At 40.2% G+C, this 21,219-nt stretch carries 17 protein-coding genes; 3 read left to right on the top strand and 14 right to left on the bottom strand.

Going from position 1 to position 21,219, the window contains the following annotated elements:
- Positions 1-10: 10 nt before the first annotated feature.
- From LG330_RS04765 to LG330_RS04735, 7 genes are all read right to left on the bottom strand, one after another.
- On the bottom strand, positions 11-2,059 hold the full coding sequence (locus LG330_RS04765) for a LacI family DNA-binding transcriptional regulator (protein ID WP_404407834.1): 2,049 nt from the start codon (positions 2,057-2,059) through the stop codon (positions 11-13).
- Positions 2,060-2,349: 290 nt separating this feature from the next.
- On the bottom strand, positions 2,350-3,309 hold the full coding sequence (locus LG330_RS04760) for an ABC transporter permease (RefSeq protein ID WP_236953576.1): 960 nt from the start codon (positions 3,307-3,309) through the stop codon (positions 2,350-2,352).
- Positions 3,290-4,789: a sugar ABC transporter ATP-binding protein gene (locus tag LG330_RS04755; RefSeq protein WP_404407832.1), complete on the bottom strand. Its 1,500-nt coding sequence runs from the start codon at positions 4,787-4,789 to the stop codon at positions 3,290-3,292. Before LG330_RS04755 ends, LG330_RS04760 begins: the two co-directional genes overlap by 20 nt.
- Positions 4,790-4,893: 104 nt before the next feature.
- Positions 4,894-6,060, bottom strand: a complete 1,167-nt coding sequence (locus LG330_RS04750; protein WP_404407830.1) for a Gfo/Idh/MocA family protein — start codon at positions 6,058-6,060, stop codon at positions 4,894-4,896.
- A gap of 18 nt (positions 6,061-6,078) precedes the next feature.
- Positions 6,079-7,257 (bottom strand): substrate-binding domain-containing protein, encoded by a 1,179-nt coding sequence (locus tag LG330_RS04745; protein WP_404407829.1) that lies wholly within the window; start codon positions 7,255-7,257, stop codon positions 6,079-6,081.
- Positions 7,258-7,321: 64 nt separating this feature from the next.
- Positions 7,322-8,494, bottom strand: a complete 1,173-nt coding sequence (locus tag LG330_RS04740; protein ID WP_404407827.1) for a Gfo/Idh/MocA family protein — start codon at positions 8,492-8,494, stop codon at positions 7,322-7,324.
- A gap of 40 nt (positions 8,495-8,534) precedes the next feature.
- Positions 8,535-9,344, bottom strand: coding sequence for a sugar phosphate isomerase/epimerase family protein (locus LG330_RS04735; protein ID WP_404407825.1), 810 nt, complete (start codon positions 9,342-9,344; stop codon positions 8,535-8,537).
- A gap of 725 nt (positions 9,345-10,069) precedes the next feature.
- Here LG330_RS04735 and LG330_RS04730 point away from each other — a divergent pair.
- The 3 genes from LG330_RS04730 (at position 10,070) to LG330_RS04720 (ending at position 12,252) form a co-directional block, all read left to right on the top strand.
- The gene (locus LG330_RS04730) at positions 10,070-10,504 is read left to right on the top strand and encodes an Rrf2 family transcriptional regulator (protein ID WP_404407824.1); all 435 of its coding nucleotides are present in this window, start codon (positions 10,070-10,072) and stop codon (positions 10,502-10,504) included.
- An 86-nt stretch (positions 10,505-10,590) separates the two neighbouring features.
- Positions 10,591-11,454 carry an SDR family oxidoreductase gene (locus LG330_RS04725; RefSeq protein WP_404407822.1) on the top strand — a complete coding sequence of 288 codons (864 nt, stop codon included), beginning with the start codon at positions 10,591-10,593 and terminating at the stop codon, positions 11,452-11,454.
- Between the two features lie 81 nt (positions 11,455-11,535).
- Complete coding sequence (locus tag LG330_RS04720; RefSeq protein ID WP_404407820.1) at positions 11,536-12,252, top strand: SDR family oxidoreductase; 717 nt, start codon at positions 11,536-11,538, stop codon at positions 12,250-12,252.
- 228 nt (positions 12,253-12,480) lie between these two features.
- Here the strand turns inward: LG330_RS04720 and LG330_RS04715 are convergent, their stop codons facing one another.
- The 7 genes from LG330_RS04715 to LG330_RS04685 all read right to left on the bottom strand — a co-directional run bounded on the left by LG330_RS04715 (position 12,481) and on the right by LG330_RS04685 (position 21,204).
- Entirely contained in the window at positions 12,481-12,909 is a 429-nt protein-coding gene (locus tag LG330_RS04715; protein WP_404407818.1) for a 2-oxoglutarate dehydrogenase E1, read from the bottom strand.
- Between the two features lie 530 nt (positions 12,910-13,439).
- Positions 13,440-14,912: an aldehyde dehydrogenase family protein gene (locus LG330_RS04710; protein ID WP_404407816.1), complete on the bottom strand. Its 1,473-nt coding sequence runs from the start codon at positions 14,910-14,912 to the stop codon at positions 13,440-13,442.
- Between the two features lie 22 nt (positions 14,913-14,934).
- Positions 14,935-16,032 carry an NAD(P)-dependent alcohol dehydrogenase gene (locus LG330_RS04705; protein ID WP_404407814.1) on the bottom strand — a complete coding sequence of 366 codons (1,098 nt, stop codon included), beginning with the start codon at positions 16,030-16,032 and terminating at the stop codon, positions 14,935-14,937.
- 162 nt (positions 16,033-16,194) lie between these two features.
- Positions 16,195-17,073: a R2-like ligand-binding oxidase gene (locus LG330_RS04700; RefSeq protein ID WP_404407813.1), complete on the bottom strand. Its 879-nt coding sequence runs from the start codon at positions 17,071-17,073 to the stop codon at positions 16,195-16,197.
- Positions 17,074-17,155: 82 nt separating this feature from the next.
- The gene (locus LG330_RS04695) at positions 17,156-18,562 is read right to left on the bottom strand and encodes a UbiD family decarboxylase (RefSeq protein ID WP_404407811.1); all 1,407 of its coding nucleotides are present in this window, start codon (positions 18,560-18,562) and stop codon (positions 17,156-17,158) included.
- A gap of 11 nt (positions 18,563-18,573) precedes the next feature.
- The gene (locus LG330_RS04690) at positions 18,574-19,722 is read right to left on the bottom strand and encodes an iron-containing alcohol dehydrogenase (protein ID WP_404407809.1); all 1,149 of its coding nucleotides are present in this window, start codon (positions 19,720-19,722) and stop codon (positions 18,574-18,576) included.
- A gap of 24 nt (positions 19,723-19,746) precedes the next feature.
- Positions 19,747-21,204 carry an aldehyde dehydrogenase family protein gene (locus LG330_RS04685; RefSeq protein ID WP_404407808.1) on the bottom strand — a complete coding sequence of 486 codons (1,458 nt, stop codon included), beginning with the start codon at positions 21,202-21,204 and terminating at the stop codon, positions 19,747-19,749.
- Between the last annotated feature and the right edge of the window lie 15 nt (positions 21,205-21,219).

Below are 21,219 nucleotides of genomic sequence, written 5' to 3'. Positions count from 1 at the left end.
AAAAACACTATCAAAGATAACGGTTATTTTTAATCAAATCGACCATTTCTTCAGGCGCATTTTCCTTAAAGATTGTTTTCCAGTTTTTAATCAGGTTTTCATTTGATACTGCCAATGGCTCAACCCCGATGAATTTAGGTACTGTTTTGTTCAAAAGAGCATTTGCTGCAACCAGAGCTATTGCCTGCCCCTGTTCATACGGCCGCTGGGAGCTTACAGATTTAATATATTCTCCCCTGGCCATTTTCAGCGCAAGAGGGTAATCTAAATCTGCTGTTCCGATAATCATGTCGCTTCTTCCTATGCTCATAAGTGCCTCAGTAGCCTTCATTGCAGGACCGTCCCACGAGATATAAAGCCCTTCAATATCAGTATGCTTTTCTAATAGTTCAATTGTTTTTTGATATATATCATTTTCATCTTTAAAGCCAATCTCAGCCTTAATTGTTAAATCAGGAAACTCTTCAAGCAGAAGTTGCTTCACAGCAGAATCCCGCTGGTTCGTTGCATAAAAGTCAGCATCAAAAACAAGCATGCCAATATTTTTCTTATTATATTTTCTCATATTATTGCCTAAGCCACTTCCAGCAATTCTTCCATGGGACCATTCATTTACAGAGACACAGCTTACATAATCCTCAGGAGTGAGACCATCAGGAACGTTTGTAATTAAGACAAGTTTTGAATTACTTTTAGCGATTTTCTTGAAGGCCGCTGACGTCTTTTTATTTTCTACTGGCATTGCAATGATAATATCCGGTTCCAGTGCCAGTAACCCCAGCAATTGCTTGCTTTGCATGTCGGGATCAAAGTGGGCATTAGTGATAGCTAATAACGAAATTCCAAGTTCCAGAAACACGTTCTTTATACCCTGTTCATGGAGTTCCATCCAAGCGGCACCCATATAGTGAAAGGAAATGACTGCTGTTAAATTACGCTCTTTGATTTCATTTTTTTCTTTTACAGATAGTTCCAGCACATCAACACCCGATGCTTTTTCTCCAAATGGTCCTCTGGCAATTCCGGCAGTAGAGGAGCGGATAGAAAGGTTGGTAGGAATCACTGCCATTAAATTCTCTTTTAAAGGAGGTGATGAACCTTTGTCTTCCTCCATGCAGATTACTTCAAGCACTTTTTTGGCGATCACTTCAACGTTTTGCTTCACAGAGGTTATTGGTGGAGAAAATAATTCAAACCAGCTGGCTTCATTGAGACATACAATAGAAAAATCATCAGGACAGTTTAAGTTATTGCTGCTCATGAATTTAAGTGTACTGATCAATGCACTTTCACTTGTAATAAACATAGCAGATGGAGGATCAAATCCGAAAAATAACGCATGGAGATATTCTCTTATAGAGTCCTCATTCATTAAACCACGAGATATATAGGATTCGTTCATTGCAATACCTTTTGTTTCCAATGCCTCTTTATAGGCACGTAAGATTGAATTATTTTTCGCAAGTGTTTGATCACCGTTATTTAGCAAGGCTATTTTCTCATGACCATTATTCACAAAATGGTTTACAGCATGATAGCAGCCGTTGTATGTGTCTGACACAATTTGACTGATGCTATTTGTGTCAGAGCCCGTAATATTCAAGTGATTCTCACTAACCAGGATAATAGGGATTCCGTTCATAGAAGGGTGTGGTTTAAGCGATTTCTTTATGTCGTCATTAACTAAAAGAATTTGACCTATGCAATGATCGGTGTTTACTATTTGATTATTTTTCAGTGCTTCATGAACATCATCGGTATAGATTGTAACAACCTTTGCACCTTCTATTTTAGATACTTCGGAAGCTAATATTTTTACGAGCTGTGACTGAAAAAAGTTAGATGCATTTGTGACATATATAAACACATTTTTAGATCCATTTAAACGCGCTGCCTTTTGTTTTTTTACGATAAATTTAGGCAGTTCATCCATTGAGTTGATGACATCCTCAACTTTTTTTACAGTGCGCGGGCTAACGTATCTTGTTTGATTCACAACATGCGAGACCGTTGCAACTGATACTCCAGCCATTTTTGCTATATCTTGAATGGTAGCCATTCTTCTGACCTCCAATTTACAAAACTCACGTATAATCACATTAAGTCTTTTCCTAAAGTAATAATGGACCCTCATCCATCATTATTTTAGGAAAAGACTCCGTTTCCAATTATACGATATAATTACTTATAAATACAGGATTCACATTATAGTTGTACTTTCAATTAACTTTCTATATGGTTATAAAACGAAGCAAGCCCATCAGTTCATTCTCTGATGGACGTTGCGAAAACTCTATAAGATCTTGCGTAATACGCCAGCCTTATTTCAAATACTTTCGTCATCGAAGACTAAACTTTCTTTGTTTTACGACCAAACGCAACAGCTAAAATGATTATAGCTCCCTGAACCATCATTTGCTGACTGACGTCTAGTCCCTGTAAAATAAGTGCATTGTTTATTGTACCAATCATGATGGAGCCGATGACAGTACCAACAACGGTTCCTACACCACCAAACAGGCTTGTTCCACCTAAGATGACAGCAGCTATGACAGATAGCTCATCTCCTTCACCAAATGTAAAGCGCCCAGCTTGAAGTCTGCCTGCGTATAACATGCCTGCTAAAGCAGCCATGGCACCAGTACCCATAAAAACAGCCATTTTTATGCGTGCAGTTTTTACTCCTGAAAATATTGCAGCTGTCTCATTCCCACCAGTTGCCAGCGTCTGCCTGCCAAAAACAGAATGTCTTAGCAGAAAATGACCAATAAAGGCAATGACAATTGTCCAGAAAAGCAGAATTGGTATACCTAGCACGTTTCCTGATCCAAAGAAGAAAATGTAATGTTCACTCATGATTGGTATTGGGGCAGTACCCGAAATCCACATTGCCAAACCTCTTACTACCATCATCATTGCCAGCGTTACCAGGAAGCTGGGAATAGCAATTTTTGTCACTAAGTAACCATTTATAAAACCGATCAATATGCCTGTCAGTAAACCTACAAAGATAGCAGCAAACATTCCGAGACCCGCCTGCATCGTTAATGCAGTCGTAATAGCTGATAATGCAGCTACGGAACCTACTGATAAATCAATCTCTTTAGATGCAATAACAAACGTCATCGCCACTCCCATAATGGAAATCATTGCAGTTTGACGTGCAATATTTAACAGATTGTCCGGGGTCAAAAATCCATAATCCTGCAAGGTAATAGAAAAATAAATCAGAATTAAAACAAAGGCAATATAGACAATGTTTTGTCTCCAGTCAAACTTTTTCAGTGTATCACTCATTTTGGATGGCACGTTCAACTTCCTCCTCGCTTTCAATGCGTTTGCGTTCTAATGAATTTGTAACGACCCCATCCTTCATGACGAGAACTCGATCACTCATTGCTAACAACTCAGTCATTTCAGATGAAATAACAAGTACCGCCTTACCTAAATCAGCAATTTCCCGAATGATTTCGATTATATCTGTTTTTGCACCTATATCGACACCGCTGGTAGGTTCGTCCAGAATTAAGATGTCGGTATCGTTCAAAAGCCATTTAGCTAATACAATTTTTTGCTGATTTCCTCCTGATAGCAAAGAAGCTTCTTTGTAAATGTCATCTGTTTTTATTTTCAACTTAGCGACTAATCTTTCAACCTTCTCATTAGCGATTTTGTTTTGGATGAGATTTTTCTTTGAAACCTTTTTCAAGCTTGGTAATATCGTATTCTCTTTTACTGAATGCCCCAGAACAAGCCCTTGTGAACGACGATCTTCAGGAACAAGTCCCAGACCCAGCTTAATGGCCTTATCAGGAGAATGTATATTCACGTGTTCTCCCCTGACGAGAATCCTTCCGCTTTCAATTGGTTCAATTCCGAATATAGCCCTGACTGTTTCGGATCGTCCACTTCCCATCAAGCCTGCCATGCCAAGAATTTCTCCTGCAAACAGCGTGAAGCTTACATCTTTTACACGATTACCCGACTTCAGCTTTTCTACTTCTAATAGCGGCTTACGGTCATCTGATGTTTTCCGCTCTACCCACTCAAAGGATGACCGCATGGAACCACCTATGATAGAGTTAATAACTTCTTCCATGGTCATGTCCGCACTATTTTTTGTCACAACGTTTTTACCATTTCTCAGTACAGTGATACGATCGCAAATTTGAAATATTTCATCCATTCTATGTGAAATATAAATGATCGTAATGCCTGATGATTTTAATTTTTTGATAATCCTGAATAGAACTTCCGTTTCTGTCTTGGTTAATGTAGAAGTCGGTTCATCCATTATCAGTATTTTCGTGCCTTTTGATAAGGCTTTTGCAATTTCTGTCATTTGCCAATAACCGACACTGATATTTTCGACGATTTCCCTGGGAGGGATTTTCAACTCAAGCTCTTTAATAATCGCTTCGCTGTCCTTCACCATTTTTTTATCATCAATCATCCCAAATTTGTTTCGAGGTTCTCTGTTTAAATATATATTTTTCGCAATAGAAAACTTAGGAATTAAACTAAATTCCTGAAATATCATGGATATGCCCGCATCTTCTGCATCAGTAGTGTTTTTTAGAATATGTTCTTTTCCATCAATTTCGATCGTTCCTCCATCTAATTCATAGATGCCCGTTAAGATCTTCATCAACGTTGATTTCCCAGCGCCATTTCCACCCATTAATGCGTGAACTTCACCTTTTTCCACTTCAAAATCAACTTGATTCAGTACGTTTATACCGTTAAATGATTTCTCAATATTCGACATCTTGAGAATGGTTTCCGCCATATCCATTTCTCCTTTCTTTGATTAATAATCCCATGGAATGAGCGGATCGTAAGTCATCTGCAGAGAGTCGAAGTACATTTCCATACAGGAATTTTCCGCTTCATCTACTCGCTGAGATTAGTCGCAACCCATCTATCCAAGCGTGAAGATTCCAGAATTGCATCAGTAACCTTTGCAATTTTATGTCCATCTCTAAAGTTCGGTTCACATTCTTTATCAGTCATGATCGCCTGGAGAAAATCATGCATCTCAATTATTTTCACTTCACTGTAGCCAATGCCAAGTCCCGGAATCGGCCATAATCCTTCTCCGTAAGGATGTGCAGCGCCTGTGTAGACCGTTTTAAAACCTCTTCGATCGTCCGGATCCTCCGAAAAACATACTTGCAGTTCGTCACGGCGTTCATAATTAAAGACGATCGAACCCTTTTCACCGTGTATTTCAAAAGTTAGAAAGTTATGTCTTCCCCAAGCGTTTCTTGTTCCTTCTATACTTCCAATTACACCATTACTGAATCGTAATAACGTTAAAAATTCATCATCGACATCCACATGACCAAGCTCTTTAATTTCAGACTTATTATTTCCCAGCGTATCGACCGTTCCCTTCTGAATAGGACGATCTGGAATCCATGTTTTCGTTGTAGCCATTACCTGGTCGATATCTCCTACCAGGTAATGAGCAAAATCAAGTACGTGCGTACCGATATCTCCCAGCGCACCAGATCCAGCCATTTCTTTTTGAAACCTCCATGAAAGTGGCGATGCAGGATCTGCAGACCAATCTTGTAAATAGGTTCCTCTGAAATTAAGGATCTTCCCTATAGAGCCTTCACTAATATACTTTTTAGCTAAAGCAACGGCGGGCGTTTTTCGATAATTAAATGCCACTAGATTTTTTACGTTTGCAGCTTCAACAGCTTCTAAGATACGCTTTGTTTCCTGAGCATCTCTGCCAAGCGGCTTCTCACAGATAATATGTTTTCCTGCTTTTGCAGCTGCAATTGCCATCTCTTCATGCATGTTGTTCGGCGTAACGATATCTACTATATCAATTTCAGGATCTTCTATAATATCTCTCCAATTTGTGGTGTACTGCTCAAAGCCTAATTTTCTTGCAGCATTCCTGGCTAATTCCTCATCAATATCAGCGATCGTTTTTCGTTTCAAAAATACACCATCGTCAAAAAACATATTGACCGAAGCCATGGCCATCGAATGAGCCTTAGCCATAAATCCGCCACCGATCATTCCAACAGTTAAGGTTTTCATTTTTATTCTCCTTAGCTTTTAGTCAAAGTAACTTTGAATTTCTTCAGGCGCCTCCTCGTTATACACTAACTTCCATGATTCTAAAAGATTGTCTTTTGTAACAGACAGTGCAGGTACAGCAACGTAGGATGGAGCCTCTTTCCCTAATAATGCATATCCAGCAAGAATGGCTTCAGAAACACCTTGATCGTAAGGTAATTGAGCACCAATTCCTTTAAGGTTCTGATCTGCTGCCATGTCTATTGCAACGCCTGACCCCAGATCGATTGTCGTAATAACAAGATCATCCAGACCGGCAGTCCGGGCAGCCGCCATAGCACCTTCTGCAGGAACATCCCACACGACAAACAGTCCATCTAAATCACTTGTGCGTGTAAACATAGAACTAGCTACACTTTCACCGTCTTCAGGTGCTGCAATTCCAGCTCTATCAACAATTTCGATATCTGGATATTCGTTTTCAATTGTTGTTTCAAAGGCTTCGACTCTTTGACCAGTCACGAAAAAGTCTGCATCATGATAAATAACACCAATTTGACCTTCCCCGCCTAATTCCTCTGCCATTGCATGTGCCGCAGCTACTCCGTTGCCGTAGTTATCGGCCGAGACAACGCTTACATAATCTTCCCCATGAACGAATCCGTCTGGCACATTATCCATAAATACGATATTTACTCCGCTGTCAGCAATTCTTTGATATGCACTAGCCGTTGAGACAGGATCGACTGGAATACTCACTAGAATATCTGGTTGTCTAGAGAGAAGTGTTTCGAGATCTGAGGTTTGCTTTTCCACACTGAACTGAGCATCTGTGATTGCTAAAACCTCAATTCCCATCTTTGCAAACGTTGATTCTAATCCATCTATTTGCGCCCGGGACCAATCATTCCCTGCATAGTGCATAGAAATGGCAGCGGTATAATCACCCTCCCGAATCTCTGCAACTTCTTCTTCCGTCAGTTCGATTGTATGAGCAGAAACTGCTTCTTCTCCATTTGGCCCCTCACTAAAAATCTCCGAGCCTTCTGGAATATCTGAATTAATCTTAATCGGTCCATCCATTTCTACTTCCAGATCTTCTACTGGCGTTACGTCTGTATCATCACCTGATCCAGCAGTCTCATCATTTCCACAAGCGACCATTACTGAAACGACCAACAGCAGTAAAAACATTAATACAAGTTTAGCTTTTCTCATTAAATACACGCCCCTTTTTTAGTGTTTTCATTCATTAAAACTGCCCATCCCCTTGACTAAACTCTTACTCTACTTTTTCCCAGCTTCTCGACTCAGATGACTTCATTACAGCGTCACTTACCTTGTCCACTTTATAAGCTTCAGCGAATGACGTAGAAGGCTGTTCACCGGATACGATGGCTTTGATAAATTCATAGGATTCAATTGTCTTCAGTTCACCATAGCCAATGTTCATCCCTGGAATATTCCATGTGACCTCACCATAAAAATGAGCAGGACCTGTGTAAATTGTTTTAAATCCTCTACGATCATCTGGATCATCTGAAAAACAAACCTCCAGCTCATTCAATCGTTCATAGTTAAATAAAATGGATCCTTTTGTTCCATGAACTTCTACTGTAAGAAAGTTATTTCTTCCCCATGCATTTCGTGTTGCTTCTATACTGCCAACTGCCCCGCTCGCAAAATTCACAAGGAAAGATGCTTCGTCATCTACATCGACTTTTTCTTTTTTTGCATTTTCATCAAGCTTGATCGTTCCTAATGAATCGACTCCACCCTCTTGAACCGGACGTTCTTTAATATATGTTTTCACAGAAGATACGACCTCTGAAATATCACCTGCTAAGTATTGTGAAATGTCAATAACATGGGTTGCAATATCTCCTAATGCTCCAGCTCCAGCATGTTTTTTCTGGAACCTCCACGATAATGGAGAAGACGGATCAGCGCTCCAGCTTTGCAAATAAGTAGCTCTGACATTAAGAATCTCACCTATCGATCCTTCATCAATAAACTTTTTAGCTTGCACAAGTGCAGGTACTCTACGATATTGATAAGCAACCATCGCGATGATTCCATTTTCTTTTGCTGCTTCTGCAGCTTCAGCCATTTCTTTTGCATCTGCTGAACTATTAGAGATTGGTTTCTCACATAAAACATGCTTTCCTGCGCGTAAAGCCGCGATCGAGATCTCTGCGTGCGAATCATTTGGGGTACACACACTCACAATATCGATATCGGGATCATTAACGATTTCTTTCCAATCCGTTGTATATTTTTCAAAACCGAATCGGTCCTTAGCATCAGACGCTATACTTTCCTCAATATCACAAACCGTTTTTAATACGGGTACCGCTGGAGCAGGCCAGAAAAATTTAGGTAAATTAGAATAGGCCACAACATGAGCTTTTCCCATAAAACCTGCACCAATCAATCCAACATTTAACTTTTTCATAAAATATCATCCTATCTATTTATATTTTTTAAAAATATTTTTATAGCTTACCTTCTAAAAATTCATATGAAATTTTACAAGCTTCTTCAGGATCACCAGAAAATCCATCAATCTCTACTAGCCACTCACCATTAAAATCCTTGCTCTTTAAAAATTGGATAATATCATCAAGTGCTAACGTACCTTGTCCCAGTGGAACAAATTCGGAGTCTTTCAAATCCTTCAGATGAATATAGTGAATGCGTTCATAATATTTCTTCACTATTTCTAGAGGATTACCTCCCCCTGCGGCTAAGTGGGCAAGGTCCGGACAGAAAGGAATCGATGTTAATGAAAATATTTTGTCTATCTGTTCAGGAGTTTCTACCATTGACCCCAAATGAGGATGGTAGCTTGCTATTAATCCATGCTTTTCTATAATCTCTCTTGCTTGATCTAATCCCTGTCCTAATAACACATAGTCTTGCTCTGTGTTTCCTTTCGCCCGAACAGCACCTCCCCCCAATACAATGTGCTTAGCGCCAAAATCAGCTGCAAGCTCGGCAGTCAAATTGATTCTCCACAGTTCATCTTCCAATGAATCTTCATAGATAAAATTTGCGCCTACATAAACTCCGAGCAGATCAATTTCATATTTACGTAAATATCCTTTAAATTCTTCCCGATTTTTTTCAAACCTTTCAAGGTTCCCATCAAAGAGCTCGATACTACTGTATCCGTAGCTGCTAATTGTTTTAATAACGTCTTCATCATTACAAATCGTTTCGTACCGAATATCTTTAGCGCTTGTAACACCTGCGCCTGAGCCAATCAAAAGACCGAATGAATTTGTCATATAACCAACCTTCATTTCGCCAACTCCTTTACGTAAATTTTATATCGTAAATCTTATGACTAAATCTAGCACCTTTTGAAAGCGCTGTCAAACTAATTTTCTGATTTTTTTGCGTAATATAACCGTTAATTTTTGTTAAATCCTTTTTCTTAAAGGATTGATTTTAGTTTTAATCATTAAAAATAATTATTTACGTAAATATTGTTAAATAAAAGAATATGAGATATCACATTTTCATTTACAGGAATAGGGGGGCGAATATATAGAGGAAAATCATGATTTGATTAATATATCTATTTACGATTAAGAAAATATTATAGATTTTTATTTTGAAATGCTTTGTTAAAGGCCATTGTTGTTTATGTAAGGCTGATGATCCTTGCTCCAGGGTGGAACTCCTTTTCCTGGCCCTAGAAAGGATCTCCCTGAACCGGAAATCACCACGTGAACTTGTTTAATAATCAAATTGTTGCTTACAAGCTTTACACTCATTACTTAAGAAGGTCTTTTATCACTGTCTCATTTGGAGAGGCGGGTCTAAAGAACAAGGCTTCTCTCAAAAAACCCACCTCTATGAAGGTAAAGTTATAAAATGATTAATATAATATTGATCAGATCCCACAGGTCCGGAAGAATACCCTGAACACTCTCAACACTTCCCCATTTCTTCTCTTCAAACTAATTCTTTGACTTCCATTATCCGTTGTAACTATAATGATTACATCGAGAGGGTGACTTGTATGAAAAAATTTAGCAGCCGTTATTCCATTTCTGTACATATTTTATCGCTGATTGCATTAAGTCCAACTTCATGTACTTCCGATTTCATTGCTGAAAGCGTCAATACGAACCCCGTCATTATTCGCCGTATTATTGGGATGTTGAAGAAAGCCGGGTTGGTGCATGTACGTGCCGGTGCAGGAGGTACTTATTTACAAAAGGAACTTGATGAGATTACTTTACTGGATGTGTATAGAGCAGTTGAAGTTGCAGATAATGAAAATATTTTCAATTGTCATGATGAAACCAATCCAAGGTGTCCGGTAGGCGCAAATATTGAGTCTGTTTTCCGGACAAAGATGCTGCAGGCACAATCTGCCATGGAGCACGAATTGGATCAAGTCACACTCAAACAATTGGTGTCTGAACTTAAAGAGAAAACCGGCTCTATTTAGAGCTATTTTTTTATACTAGTTGTAACAATACTGGTTACACTAAGACCTCTTGAAATAATCTGCAAATAGAAGGGTAGGAATTTTACATGTCAATCGTTATTACTGGTGCAACAGGTCATTATGGGAACCGTGTTATTCAAGAACTATTAAAAACTATTCCAGCAAATGAAATGATCGCGAGCGTTCGCAATGTAGAAAAAGCGAATGCGTTAGCCGAACTGGGAGTAGAAGTCCGTCATGGTGATTATATGGACTATGAGTCGATGAAAACATCATTTGAAGGTGCTTCAAAAGTTCTTTTTGTTTCAGGACCGGATTCAGATAATACTCTTCGTATCCGCCAGCATGCAAATGTTGTCCAGGCTGCCCGGGATGCTGGTGTAAAACACATCGCTTACACAGGTTATGCATTTGGTGAAACATCTCAAATCGAACTTGCATATGTCCATATGGCAACAGAGTATGCGATTCGTTCAACTGGCGTACCCTATACATTCTTGCGTAATTCACTTTATTCAGATGTATTCATTGATGAAAGCTTAGCTGGATCAGTGGCAACTGGTGAATTAGTAACAAACACAGGTGATGGCAAGCTAAATGCCGTAAGCCGTGAAGATCTTGCATTAGCTGCTGCTGCTGTATTAACGGGAGAAGGACATGAAAACAAATCATACAACCTTGTCAACCCATCACCTTGGACTTTCGATGAGCTGGCTGAAGTTGTTTCCGAGGTTTCAGGTAAACAAGTTTCACATAAAAAGGTTTCTTTTGATGAAATGAAGGATTACCTTGGCAATGTTGGATTACCTGCACCAGTAGCTGAACTAATTGCAGGTATTTACCATTCCATTGCAGCTGGGGAAACGAATAAAACTTCTAATGATTTAACAAACCTTATTGGACAACCAACACCATTGAAAAAATTGGTTCAACAAGCATTAAAGGCATAAATTGAAGAATAAATCAGGTCCTTTTCGGAAATAAACATCTTGTTGTCAATTAAAAATACTGATGATACAGGAGGCTATCTCATGTCATTACAAGGAAAACGCATTGTTGTTGTCGGTGGTACTTCAGGGATCGGCCTGGCTACTGCCAAAGCATTTTTAGAAGAATCTGCTCAAGTAGTAGTTGCAAGCCGTTCTTCTGCCAGGCTTGATGAGGCAAAGAATTTGCTGGGTCAGGATGTAGAAGGATACGAGCTGGATTTTCGTAACGACGAGAGTGTAGCTAACTTTTTTAAGAAGACAGGGAATTTTGATCACTTGGTAATCACTGCAGGTGAAGGAACAATGGGACTATTTAAAGAGTTGCCGGTTGAAAGTGCGAAAGAAGCATTCGACAGTAAGTTCTGGGGTCAATATGCTACGGCTCTTGCCGCCCTCCCTTACTTAAATGATGCGAGTTCCATCACGCTTACATCAGGCGTGTATGGTCAACGCCCACCTCAGGGAGCATCTACATTAGCAGCAATTAATTCTGCGGTTGATGGTTTAGTAAGAGGACTGGCTATTGAGCTATCACCAATGCGCGTAAATGTTGTATCACCAGGTATTGTAGATACACCGATATACGCAGGAATGCCGGAAGATCAACGTGAAGGCATGTTCAAAGGAATTGCTGACCAGCTTCCTGTAAAACGCATTGCACAGCCTGAAGACATCGCGCAATCTTACGTTTACTTAGCAAAAAATGGATTTACAACTGGATCCGTTATTGATATTGATGGTGGTGCACGATTAATTTAATTCATAAGATGAGACTGGGATAAAACCAGCACAAAACCGCGATAAAAAAGGCTCAAATCATTTTTTCAGATGGTTTGAGTCTTTTTTGTTTGTGTTTCATTCACTTGGCGGAAAGCCTTTGTAAATCCAAAGATCACTATATCTTCCTCTCGATTAAAGTCACTACAGTATGGAATTTAACCCGTTTTTTCTATATGCAAGTGAAATATTGTTTATCTCCATCGCCTTTCACAATAAATCAGTTTCCCATAACCCAAGCTGACCTTTTGCTGGAATACTTTCATTCAGGATTTTCATGTCTTGAACCTCCCATGCATATCCCCCTACTTTAAAGTCTCCCAAAAAATAATCATTTCCTGATACGATTTGTCCATTTTCGAGGACTGCTGATGTCTGATTATTTTCAGTTACCTTCAGACAATTTTCAAGCCGCCCTACAGCAATGATTACCCCGGTTGGAAGGGTCTCTTCTGTGTATCCATGCTTACCGAGCAGCGAACGGATCGCCACATGCCTGCAGACGGCCTTATCAATTTTCTTACTTGTATGAATGGCCAGCGGGCCTCGATAATTTGTTCTCCATGACCTTGTTTCAAATTCGTTCTCCCGAAGGACAAATAGACTTGCCCAGGGCTGAATCATAGACAATACCTTCATTCTCCCGACCACCAATCAATAAATCATCGTTTGTCTTATCGTGTCCGTCGGGAAAAATATTATGAACAAATACTTAGATTTTTTCTATCATTTACTCTGCGAAAACGTATTTCCCTCTTAAAAGTTAAATACATAACCACCTTGACTTGTTCAATATCTTATATTTAATACCTTGCTAATCGCACACTTTTTTTAGTTTCTGTTTTCTCTAATAAAAAAACTCCTTAGAATCCTTTACATCTCACTCGATGAAGGATTCTAACGAGCAAGTATTTCTTAGTTCAGCAGAGTTAGAAAAAAGACCTTTTCTAAGAAAAGTCGCCTTTTATTTGGCTTTGTTAAAGTTTGGTACCCAATACTGCTTCAGGCGGACGCTTTCCACATGGATGGGCCGTTTTCTGGCCCTGTCCGATCTCCTCAGGCTTCACCTTGCGGGATCTCACCTGACCGTCGCTCATGCAGGAGTCGCCGCCTTACGCTTCAATCACCAGCTGTGCAAAAACAACAATGGACTATAACAAAGCTATTTATTAAGAGAATGGAAATTGTCTAGGCTCTTTTTGAACCGAGATCCATTTCACTGTTGTAAATTCTTCAAATGCCCATTCACCGCAGTATCTGCCAATACCAGAGAGTTTTTCTCCGCCAAATGGTACGTTAGCTTCAACATTTACAGATTGGTCATTAACGTGAATCATACCTGTTTTAATTTGATGGGCAACATTAATTCCCCGGTCAAGTGAGTCAGAGAATACTGCCCCGCTTAGTCCAAATAGCGAACCATTCGCAACTTGAATTGCTTCTTCTTCACTATCAACAGGAATAATACACGCAACAGGGGCAAATACTTCATTTTGTGCGATTGTCATATCATTTGTTACATCAGTAAGAATAATTGGTTCCATTACGTTTCCATTTACACTTCCTCTGTAGACTACTTTCGCCCCTTCACGCTCACTTTGTTCAACAAATTTCAATGCGCGGTCCACTTGTTTACTATTAATCATCGGACCAATAATCGTATCACTCTCAAGTGGATTTCCTACTTTTACCTTCTTGGCTGCTGCTATGAATTTTTCTGTGAAAGAATCATATAGTTTTCTGTCCACGATAATACGGTTAATCGCCAGGCAAATTTGTCCTGAGTGAAAAAATTTGCCGAATGTTGCAGCAGCTACTGCCTGATCAACATCCGCATCATCCAATACGATAAATGCATTGTTACCGCCAAGCTCCAGGGCTGGTTTTTTTACATTTTTTACGGCAAGGGAGCCTACGTGTCTTCCGGCAGCAGTAGAGCCAGTGAAGGAAATAATACTGGGAATAGGATGCTCGACAAATTGGTCGCCTATTTCTTCAAGATCCGCTACTGTGACATTTAAAAGCCCTTTAGGAAGTCCAGCTTCTTCAAAGATTTGTGCAATCACGAGTCCGCCAGAAATTGGAGTTTGATGATCCGGCTTCAATACAACCCCATTCCCTGTAGCAATTGCCGGTGCAACTACACGCATTGTTAAATGCATTGGCCAGTTCCAAGGCGTAATTGCTCCTACAACACCTGCTGGATTATGGTATACACGGTTTTCCTTACCAGGAATAGCGGACGGACGAATTTCCCCGCCCATCATCATAGGAAACGTTGCGGCTAGTTTAATATCGGCAACACAGCAGTCTACTTCGACGCTTGCTTTAATTTGCGAGCTTCCTGTTTCAGCTACGAGCAATTCCACCAGTTCTTCTTTTCGATCCTGTACGATTTGAGCCGCTCTTTCTAACAGCGCGATTTTTTCATATGGAGAAACTTTTGCCCATTCTTTTTGTGCTTCTTCGGCATGTTCATATGCTTCATTGATATCGTCTCTATTTGCATAGTTAAAGGTTGTCAGGACTTCATCATTATAGGGATTCGTTACTGTACAAATTTTTTCACTCGCTCCGTCTCTCCAGCTTCCATTGATCATCAGCTTATTCCATTCAGAGTATTGATTTGTCTTAACAGTCATTCGTTTTCCCTCCCTTAAATAATCAACCTATTTTCAATATCGGTTTAATGGTTACACCTGATTCCGAGTCTGCACTTGCCTGATTAATATCTTCTAAATTATAATATTTTACTAGCTTGTCAAATGGAAATTTTCCTTGTTTATAAAGATTAATTAATTTCGGAATAAACACTTGGGGAACGGCTGAACCTAATAAGACACCCATAACCGAACGTTCAAATAAAACCGTATTAACATCTAAATTAACTTCTGTGCCTACTGGAGGTGCACCAATAACAACTGCCTTTCCTAATGTAGCAAGACAGTCAACCGCCTGTCGTAAAACCTTTGGGCTGCTGGTTGTTTCTATTGAGTAGTCCGCACCGCCCACTGTAATACGTTGAATTTCTTCAACCGAATTTACGTCTTTCGCATTAATCGTGTGTGTGGCTCCAAGCTCCTTCGCCATTTCTAATCGGCTGTCCTGCAGATCAACAGCTATGATGGTTGTACAATTTGCTACTTTCGAAGCCATAACGGCACTTAAGCCTACTGAACCACAGCCAAAAACAACGATAGTCGATCCTTCCCTCGGCTGCAGCTTATTAAGAACGGCCCCGCTTCCTGTTTGAATCCCGCAGCCTAATGGTCCTAATAGCTCCAGTGGAACATCCTTTGGTACTTTAACAGCATTTCTTTCTGAGACCACGGAATAATGAGCAAAGCTTCCCTGACCAAAGAAATTGGAAATATCTTTGTCATGCTGGTGCAATCTGCATGTCCCATCGCCCATTGTACCTGCAAAGTTTAAATCGTAAAATCGATCACAGGCGTAAGGGTTTCCACTATTACACTTCACACAATCTCCGCAGGAAGCAAATGATAGAACAACATGATCACCAGGCTGGACACTGCTTACTCCAGGACCCACCTTTTCAACAACGCCTGAACCCTCATGTCCCAAAACAGCAGGCAAAGGAACAGGGTAATATTGATCACGCACAATTAAATCTGTGTGACAAATTCCTACAGCTTCAATTCGGACAAGCACCTCTCCAGCTTTTGGGTCATCAACTGTAATGTCTTCAATCTTAAATGGTTCCCCTTTCCCGTGAGTAACAGCAGCTTTTGTCTTTACCATTTTAATGCCCCCTTTTATATTGAAAGCGTTTACATTTTATATCATATAATATACAGAAAATTCAGTGTTTTAAAATATTACTCTCTCATCTTTAATAAATTATGATCTGCTAAATAGTTAAATATTGTCAAGTGATTTTTCGGCAGGATTTTAAATTGAAGTTCAGACCGTTTGTCCGAGTACGTCTTTTAATCTGCGGTCAAACATATTTTGAATTCGATCTTTACCTTGAACCTCTATTGGCGTTTCCACCTCGTCCCCATTGACGATTACTTGTTGGTCATAACGTGTCAGCATAGCAGGAAGGTACTCCGTATAAATCTCTTTAATTCGCTCAGCATGCTCTGGTTTTTTGGCAAATTGCTTTAACATACGAAGACCAAAACCAACATGGCGTCCCTCGTCCCTTTTAATGTTTTTAAACCCTTCCTTTAATCCAGGTAAAAGATCATATTGCCCCCAAACCGCTTGAAAAACATCGTACCCCACCATTGCCTGAACGCCTTCAATCACACCTTGATAATGAACGAGTCCTTCCACCATCGCTGCTTCCCGTTCAACTGGTCCTGCGTCTATTGCTTGAATAAGCTGTTTACCTCTTGGATCAAGGCTATCGTGCACAATATTTTGCACTTTATTTTCACGTTCAACTCCAATTACTTCTTTAAAATAATGTTCAAAGAATTCCGTGTGCTTAAACTCTTCCACCAGCTGCGTACTTAAAAATGCTTGCTGATAAGTGGAGGGTGCGACCATCACCCATGGACAAAATTGAAGAGCAACATTTTCCTCTGCATTCCAAAAGCCGGTGCAAAAATGAATGAGATAATCTCTTTTTTGTTTATCCATCTCTGCAAAATGCTTTTTGTCTTCAGTTAAATTTATTTCCAAAGGATCCCACGTCCCAAATCGTATCGCCATTCGATAAAGAGAGTACGCCAACTCATCCGCTTTTCTTCTATCCTCCTGTTTCAAATCCTGAATTCGATCCAGCTCCTGATCCACATTTTCATAATTCAACCGCTCTTCTGAGATACTCATTATAATCCTCCTTCGTTTTCGCGAATTTTTTCATGTAATAAATATCTAGCCACAGCTTCTATGATAAACAGAGCTTAATAGATCAATCTCTTTCTCTAAAATGTTCGGAAGCCACTTCAATTGAATGTACATCTTGATTTTTGTATAATTCTATATCCAAATCCTTCATCCCAGGAATTTGAATTTTTTCAAATTCCATTGGCTCACTGTTTAATGGCACAGTACAATCAAAGCCAAGCTTGGAGCCAACTCCATTATCAGTTGATGGATCAAGCTTAGAACCAAGAGCCCCGTTAATCACCACTAGATCTTTTTCTGCCTGGAACCTTGTTGCGATCGCCCATTCGACTTCTTCCAAGTTATATATATCGACATCTTCATCCACGACGACGACATGTTTTACATCATAGTGTCCAGCGAATGCAGCCATAATGACATTTTTTACTTCTCCTTCATTTCTTTTTTTCATTTGAATAACTAAGTGGTAACGGCATGTTCCGCCTAATGTTAGATGAACATCCTTCACTGTTGGTACAGTATTTCTTAACGCTTGCAGCAGGCTCGCTTCCCGTGGAATCCCACCCAGCAATAAATGCTCATAGCTTGCTGCTACAATCGTTTGATAAATAGGGTTGTTACGATGGGTAATTGCCGTAATTTCGATCACTTCTTTATCGCTTCTCGGTCCGTAGTATTTGGGGAATTCACCAAACGGTCCTTCAGGCTCGCGTACATTGGGAAGTATTCTGCCTTCTAGAACAATTTCAGCGTGTGCAGGGACAAGAACATCGATCGTCTTGCACTTAACGACCGGTTCAGGTCTTCCTTTTAAGGCTCCTGTAATTTCCATTTCATCCTGACCGAGCGGAGCGATTGCCTGTGAGGCTAGAACCGTGACAGGATCTACACCTATGACGATGGCCACATTAAGGGGTTGTCCTTTTTCTTCCGCTTCTTTATAAAAGCTGTACAAATGTCTTGGAAGGATAAGCGCGCCCAATTTGTTTTTCCCGGAAACCTGAAGGCGATGAATGGATACGTTTTGACTGCCAGAGGTCGGATCCTTGGCTATGGAAAGCCCTGCTGATATGTAATTGCCTGAATCCTTTTCATGATGAATAGGAATAGGAAAATACCCCAGTAAATCAACCGCTTCCCCAAGAATAATATTTTCGTGGACAGGTGCTGCTTCACTCGGAATTTCTTTACACGGAATGGGATGCTCCAATGCATCTAAAAATTTTTCATTTAGTTGTGGCTCTGTTATATCAAGTGCATCAGCAAATTGTCTTCTTGTTGTTGCGGTTCCAGCTACAACAGGAATTTGATAACCGTTTACATTGGGGAAATAAGCCGCTTTCGTCCCATCGAGCTTCTTCACAATCCCTGCAATTTCAAACTCTAATGAAACCTTTTTATCAACAACAGCAAGTTGGTTCAGTTCTTTTAAATGACCTAGCCAGCTTCTGAGCGATTTACTTTTTTGCATAGAACTCCCCCCTAAAAAATTTGCTTTAATAATTGCTGAATATCATCTGCAGAAGCTTCACGCGGATTAAACTTCCACATTCCGCTCTTAATCGAGTCATCTGCAATTCCTTTTAACTGTTCTTCTTTTACCTGCACATCTTTCAGCCTCCGCGGCAATAGGAGATCGTCTCTCAGCTGTCTCACTTCAGCTACAATTTTTTCAGCCATTTCCCTTTTTGAAAGATTTCTTGTATCAAACAGAATATTCCCTATCTGATGATACTTATCAATTCTTGAAACCAGGTTATATTCCATCACACTCGGCAGTAAAAGGCCTATGGAAACACCATGACTAACATGAGCATGGCCACTGATCGCGCTGCCTATTGCATGAGCTAACCCAAGATATGACTGGTTAAAAGCCATACCTGCAAGCAGGCTTGCTTCAGCCATTTTAGTTCTTGCTTCTCCATCATGCCCCTCAAATACCGCACGGCGTAAATAGTCATTGACTGTTTTCATTGCAGATAATGCCAGTGCATCACTTGCAGGTTGAGCGGCTCTAGATACAAATGTTTCTGCCGCATGTGCAAAAGCATCAAAGCCCGCTGCTGCTGTAATGGATGGTGGTGCTGTAATCGTAAGCATCGGGTCCACAATACTGATATCAGGTGAGAGATGCGGACTTACAACTGTGACTTTACGATTTTCAGTCCAGTCTGAAAACACCGCAAAGATGGTCACTTCACTGCCTGTTCCAGACGTAGTCGGAATCGCTACGAAAGGAATGTCTGCCGCCTTTTTAACCATATTATTTCCTGCATAATCCCTGATTGACCCGCCATTGCTTGCTACTACTCTAATGCCTTTCGCGGTATCAATGGGGCTTCCACCCCCAATGGCTATAATGAGATTACAGTCAGCCTCATGAAATGCCATGGCTGCTTTATCTACTGTTTCGACACTTGGATCCGGTTCCACGTCACTATATATTTCATAGGAAATGCCCGCTGCTATTAACTGCTGGGTACTGCTATCAATCAGTCCGGCATTTAAAACGCCTTTATCCGTAACGATAAAAGCTCTTTTCACTTCGAACGGTAAATTCTTTAACTCTTCTATTTTCCCATTACCGAAAAATACTTTCGTTGGCAAATGAAACATAAATGATGAATGCATAAGGTATCACACCAAACCCTTCATTTAATCTTCAAAATCAATATTGATATGCTTGGTTTCCATGTATTCAAATAATCCTTCCAGCCCTCTTGTACGACCCAAGCCGCTCTCCTTATATCCGCCAAATTCAGTCTGAGGATAGTTCTTGTTATACGTATTAATCCAAACCGTACCGGCATCAATCTTCTTAGACACTCTTATTGCTTTATTAATATCTTTCGTCCATACACCCGCTGCAAGGCCAAAACTCGTCCCATTTGCCAGCTGAATTGCCTCTTTTTCATCTTTAAATGATTGAACAACAAGAACAGGTCCAAATATTTCTTCCTGACATATTTTGGATTCAAGTGGAACATGATCAAAGATTGTCGGCTCGATGAAAAAACCTTTATCAAAATCTTCGCCTTTTAGCTGGTTCCCTCCGGTGACAAGCGTTGCTTCCTTTCTGCCAACCTCGCAGTATTCCAACACTTCTTTTAATTGAGATCCAGAAATGACTGGTCCCATGTCAACTTCGTCATCATTCCCATTTCCAACCCGCAGTTTTTCTGTTTCTCTTTTAAGCTCTTCCACTACTTCTCTATGGATTGATTCATGGACAAGCAACCTTGTTCCTGCAAAACACATTTGACCTGCTGTAATAAAAATGGATTTGATGACAGTGGGTATTGCTTTTTTTAAATCAGCATCAGGAAAAATGAGATTTGGAGATTTCCCTCCAAGCTCAAGTGCCAATTTCTTTACTTTATCTGCAGCAATTTTTGAAAGCTGGATACCCGTCGATGTATCACCGGTAAAGCTGATCGCTTGAACATCAGGATTTTTAGAAATTTCATCGCCGATTAAAACTCCAGGTCCGGTCACGATATTAACTGTACCAGGCGGAAATTCTGCAATATCTTCGATTAGCTCAACTACCGCTACGCTGACTAAGGGTGTCCGACTCGCCGGTTTTAAAATAACCGTGTTGCCAGCTGCCAAAGCAGGCGCCACCTCACGAATCATCAGCATAGCCGGCCAATTCCAGGGAGAGATAATCCCCACTACACCAATTGGACTCTTATCAATGATTCCATAAGCCGTTTCTGAAAGGTTGATTGACCTCCCGAACACGCTGCGTGCCATACCAGCGAAATACTTTAATGTATCAATGCACGCCCCAATTTCAACTCGCGACTCCTTCAAGGTTTTTCCATTTTCCTGTGTTAACAGCTTTGCTATTCTTTCTTTGTGTTCACTGAGGTTTGCCGCCCACTTCATCAAGGCATCAGACCTTTTGCTGGAATTGTATTTCCAATCCTCATTTTCAAAGGCATTTTTAGCCGCTTCAATTGCCAACTTAATATCATCAAGACCTGATTTTTGCGCGACTCCGACAAGCTCTCCTGTAGCGGGATTAAAAGACTCCATGGTTTCTCCTTTTGCAGCTGCTTGCCAACTTCCATCAATATAGTTTTTTACCGCATCTGTTTTTACGATCATGAGCCATTCATCCTT

This window comes from Jeotgalibacillus malaysiensis (assembly GCF_044789845.1).
GTDB classification, from domain to species: domain Bacteria; phylum Bacillota; class Bacilli; order Bacillales; family Jeotgalibacillaceae; genus Jeotgalibacillus; species Jeotgalibacillus malaysiensis_A.
Note: the sequence above shows the minus strand (reverse complement) of the source record. Positions and strands in the feature narration are given on the sequence as shown.

Coding starts and splice junctions, on each gene's coding strand:
- LG330_RS04765 (WP_404407834.1), bottom strand. CDS start 2,059: ATGGCTACCATTCAAGATATAGCAAAAATGGCTGGAGTATCAGTTGCA.
- LG330_RS04755 (WP_404407832.1), bottom strand. CDS start 4,789: ATGGCGGAAACCATTCTCAAGATGTCGAATATTGAGAAATCATTTAAC.
- LG330_RS04750 (WP_404407830.1), bottom strand. CDS start 6,060: ATGAAAACCTTAACTGTTGGAATGATCGGTGGCGGATTTATGGCTAAG.
- LG330_RS04745 (WP_404407829.1), bottom strand. CDS start 7,257: ATGAGAAAAGCTAAACTTGTATTAATGTTTTTACTGCTGTTGGTCGTT.
- LG330_RS04740 (WP_404407827.1), bottom strand. CDS start 8,494: ATGAAAAAGTTAAATGTTGGATTGATTGGTGCAGGTTTTATGGGAAAA.
- LG330_RS04735 (WP_404407825.1), bottom strand. CDS start 9,344: ATGAAGGTTGGTTATATGACAAATTCATTCGGTCTTTTGATTGGCTCA.
- LG330_RS04730 (WP_404407824.1), top strand. CDS start 10,070: ATGAAAAAATTTAGCAGCCGTTATTCCATTTCTGTACATATTTTATCG.
- LG330_RS04725 (WP_404407822.1), top strand. CDS start 10,591: ATGTCAATCGTTATTACTGGTGCAACAGGTCATTATGGGAACCGTGTT.
- LG330_RS04720 (WP_404407820.1), top strand. CDS start 11,536: ATGTCATTACAAGGAAAACGCATTGTTGTTGTCGGTGGTACTTCAGGG.
- LG330_RS04715 (WP_404407818.1), bottom strand. CDS start 12,909: ATGAAGGTATTGTCTATGATTCAGCCCTGGGCAAGTCTATTTGTCCTT.
- LG330_RS04710 (WP_404407816.1), bottom strand. CDS start 14,912: ATGACTGTTAAGACAAATCAATACTCTGAATGGAATAAGCTGATGATC.
- LG330_RS04705 (WP_404407814.1), bottom strand. CDS start 16,032: ATGGTAAAGACAAAAGCTGCTGTTACTCACGGGAAAGGGGAACCATTT.
- LG330_RS04700 (WP_404407813.1), bottom strand. CDS start 17,073: ATGAGTATCTCAGAAGAGCGGTTGAATTATGAAAATGTGGATCAGGAG.
- LG330_RS04695 (WP_404407811.1), bottom strand. CDS start 18,562: ATGCAAAAAAGTAAATCGCTCAGAAGCTGGCTAGGTCATTTAAAAGAA.
- LG330_RS04690 (WP_404407809.1), bottom strand. CDS start 19,722: ATGCATTCATCATTTATGTTTCATTTGCCAACGAAAGTATTTTTCGGT.
- LG330_RS04685 (WP_404407808.1), bottom strand. CDS start 21,204: ATGATCGTAAAAACAGATGCGGTAAAAAACTATATTGATGGAAGTTGG.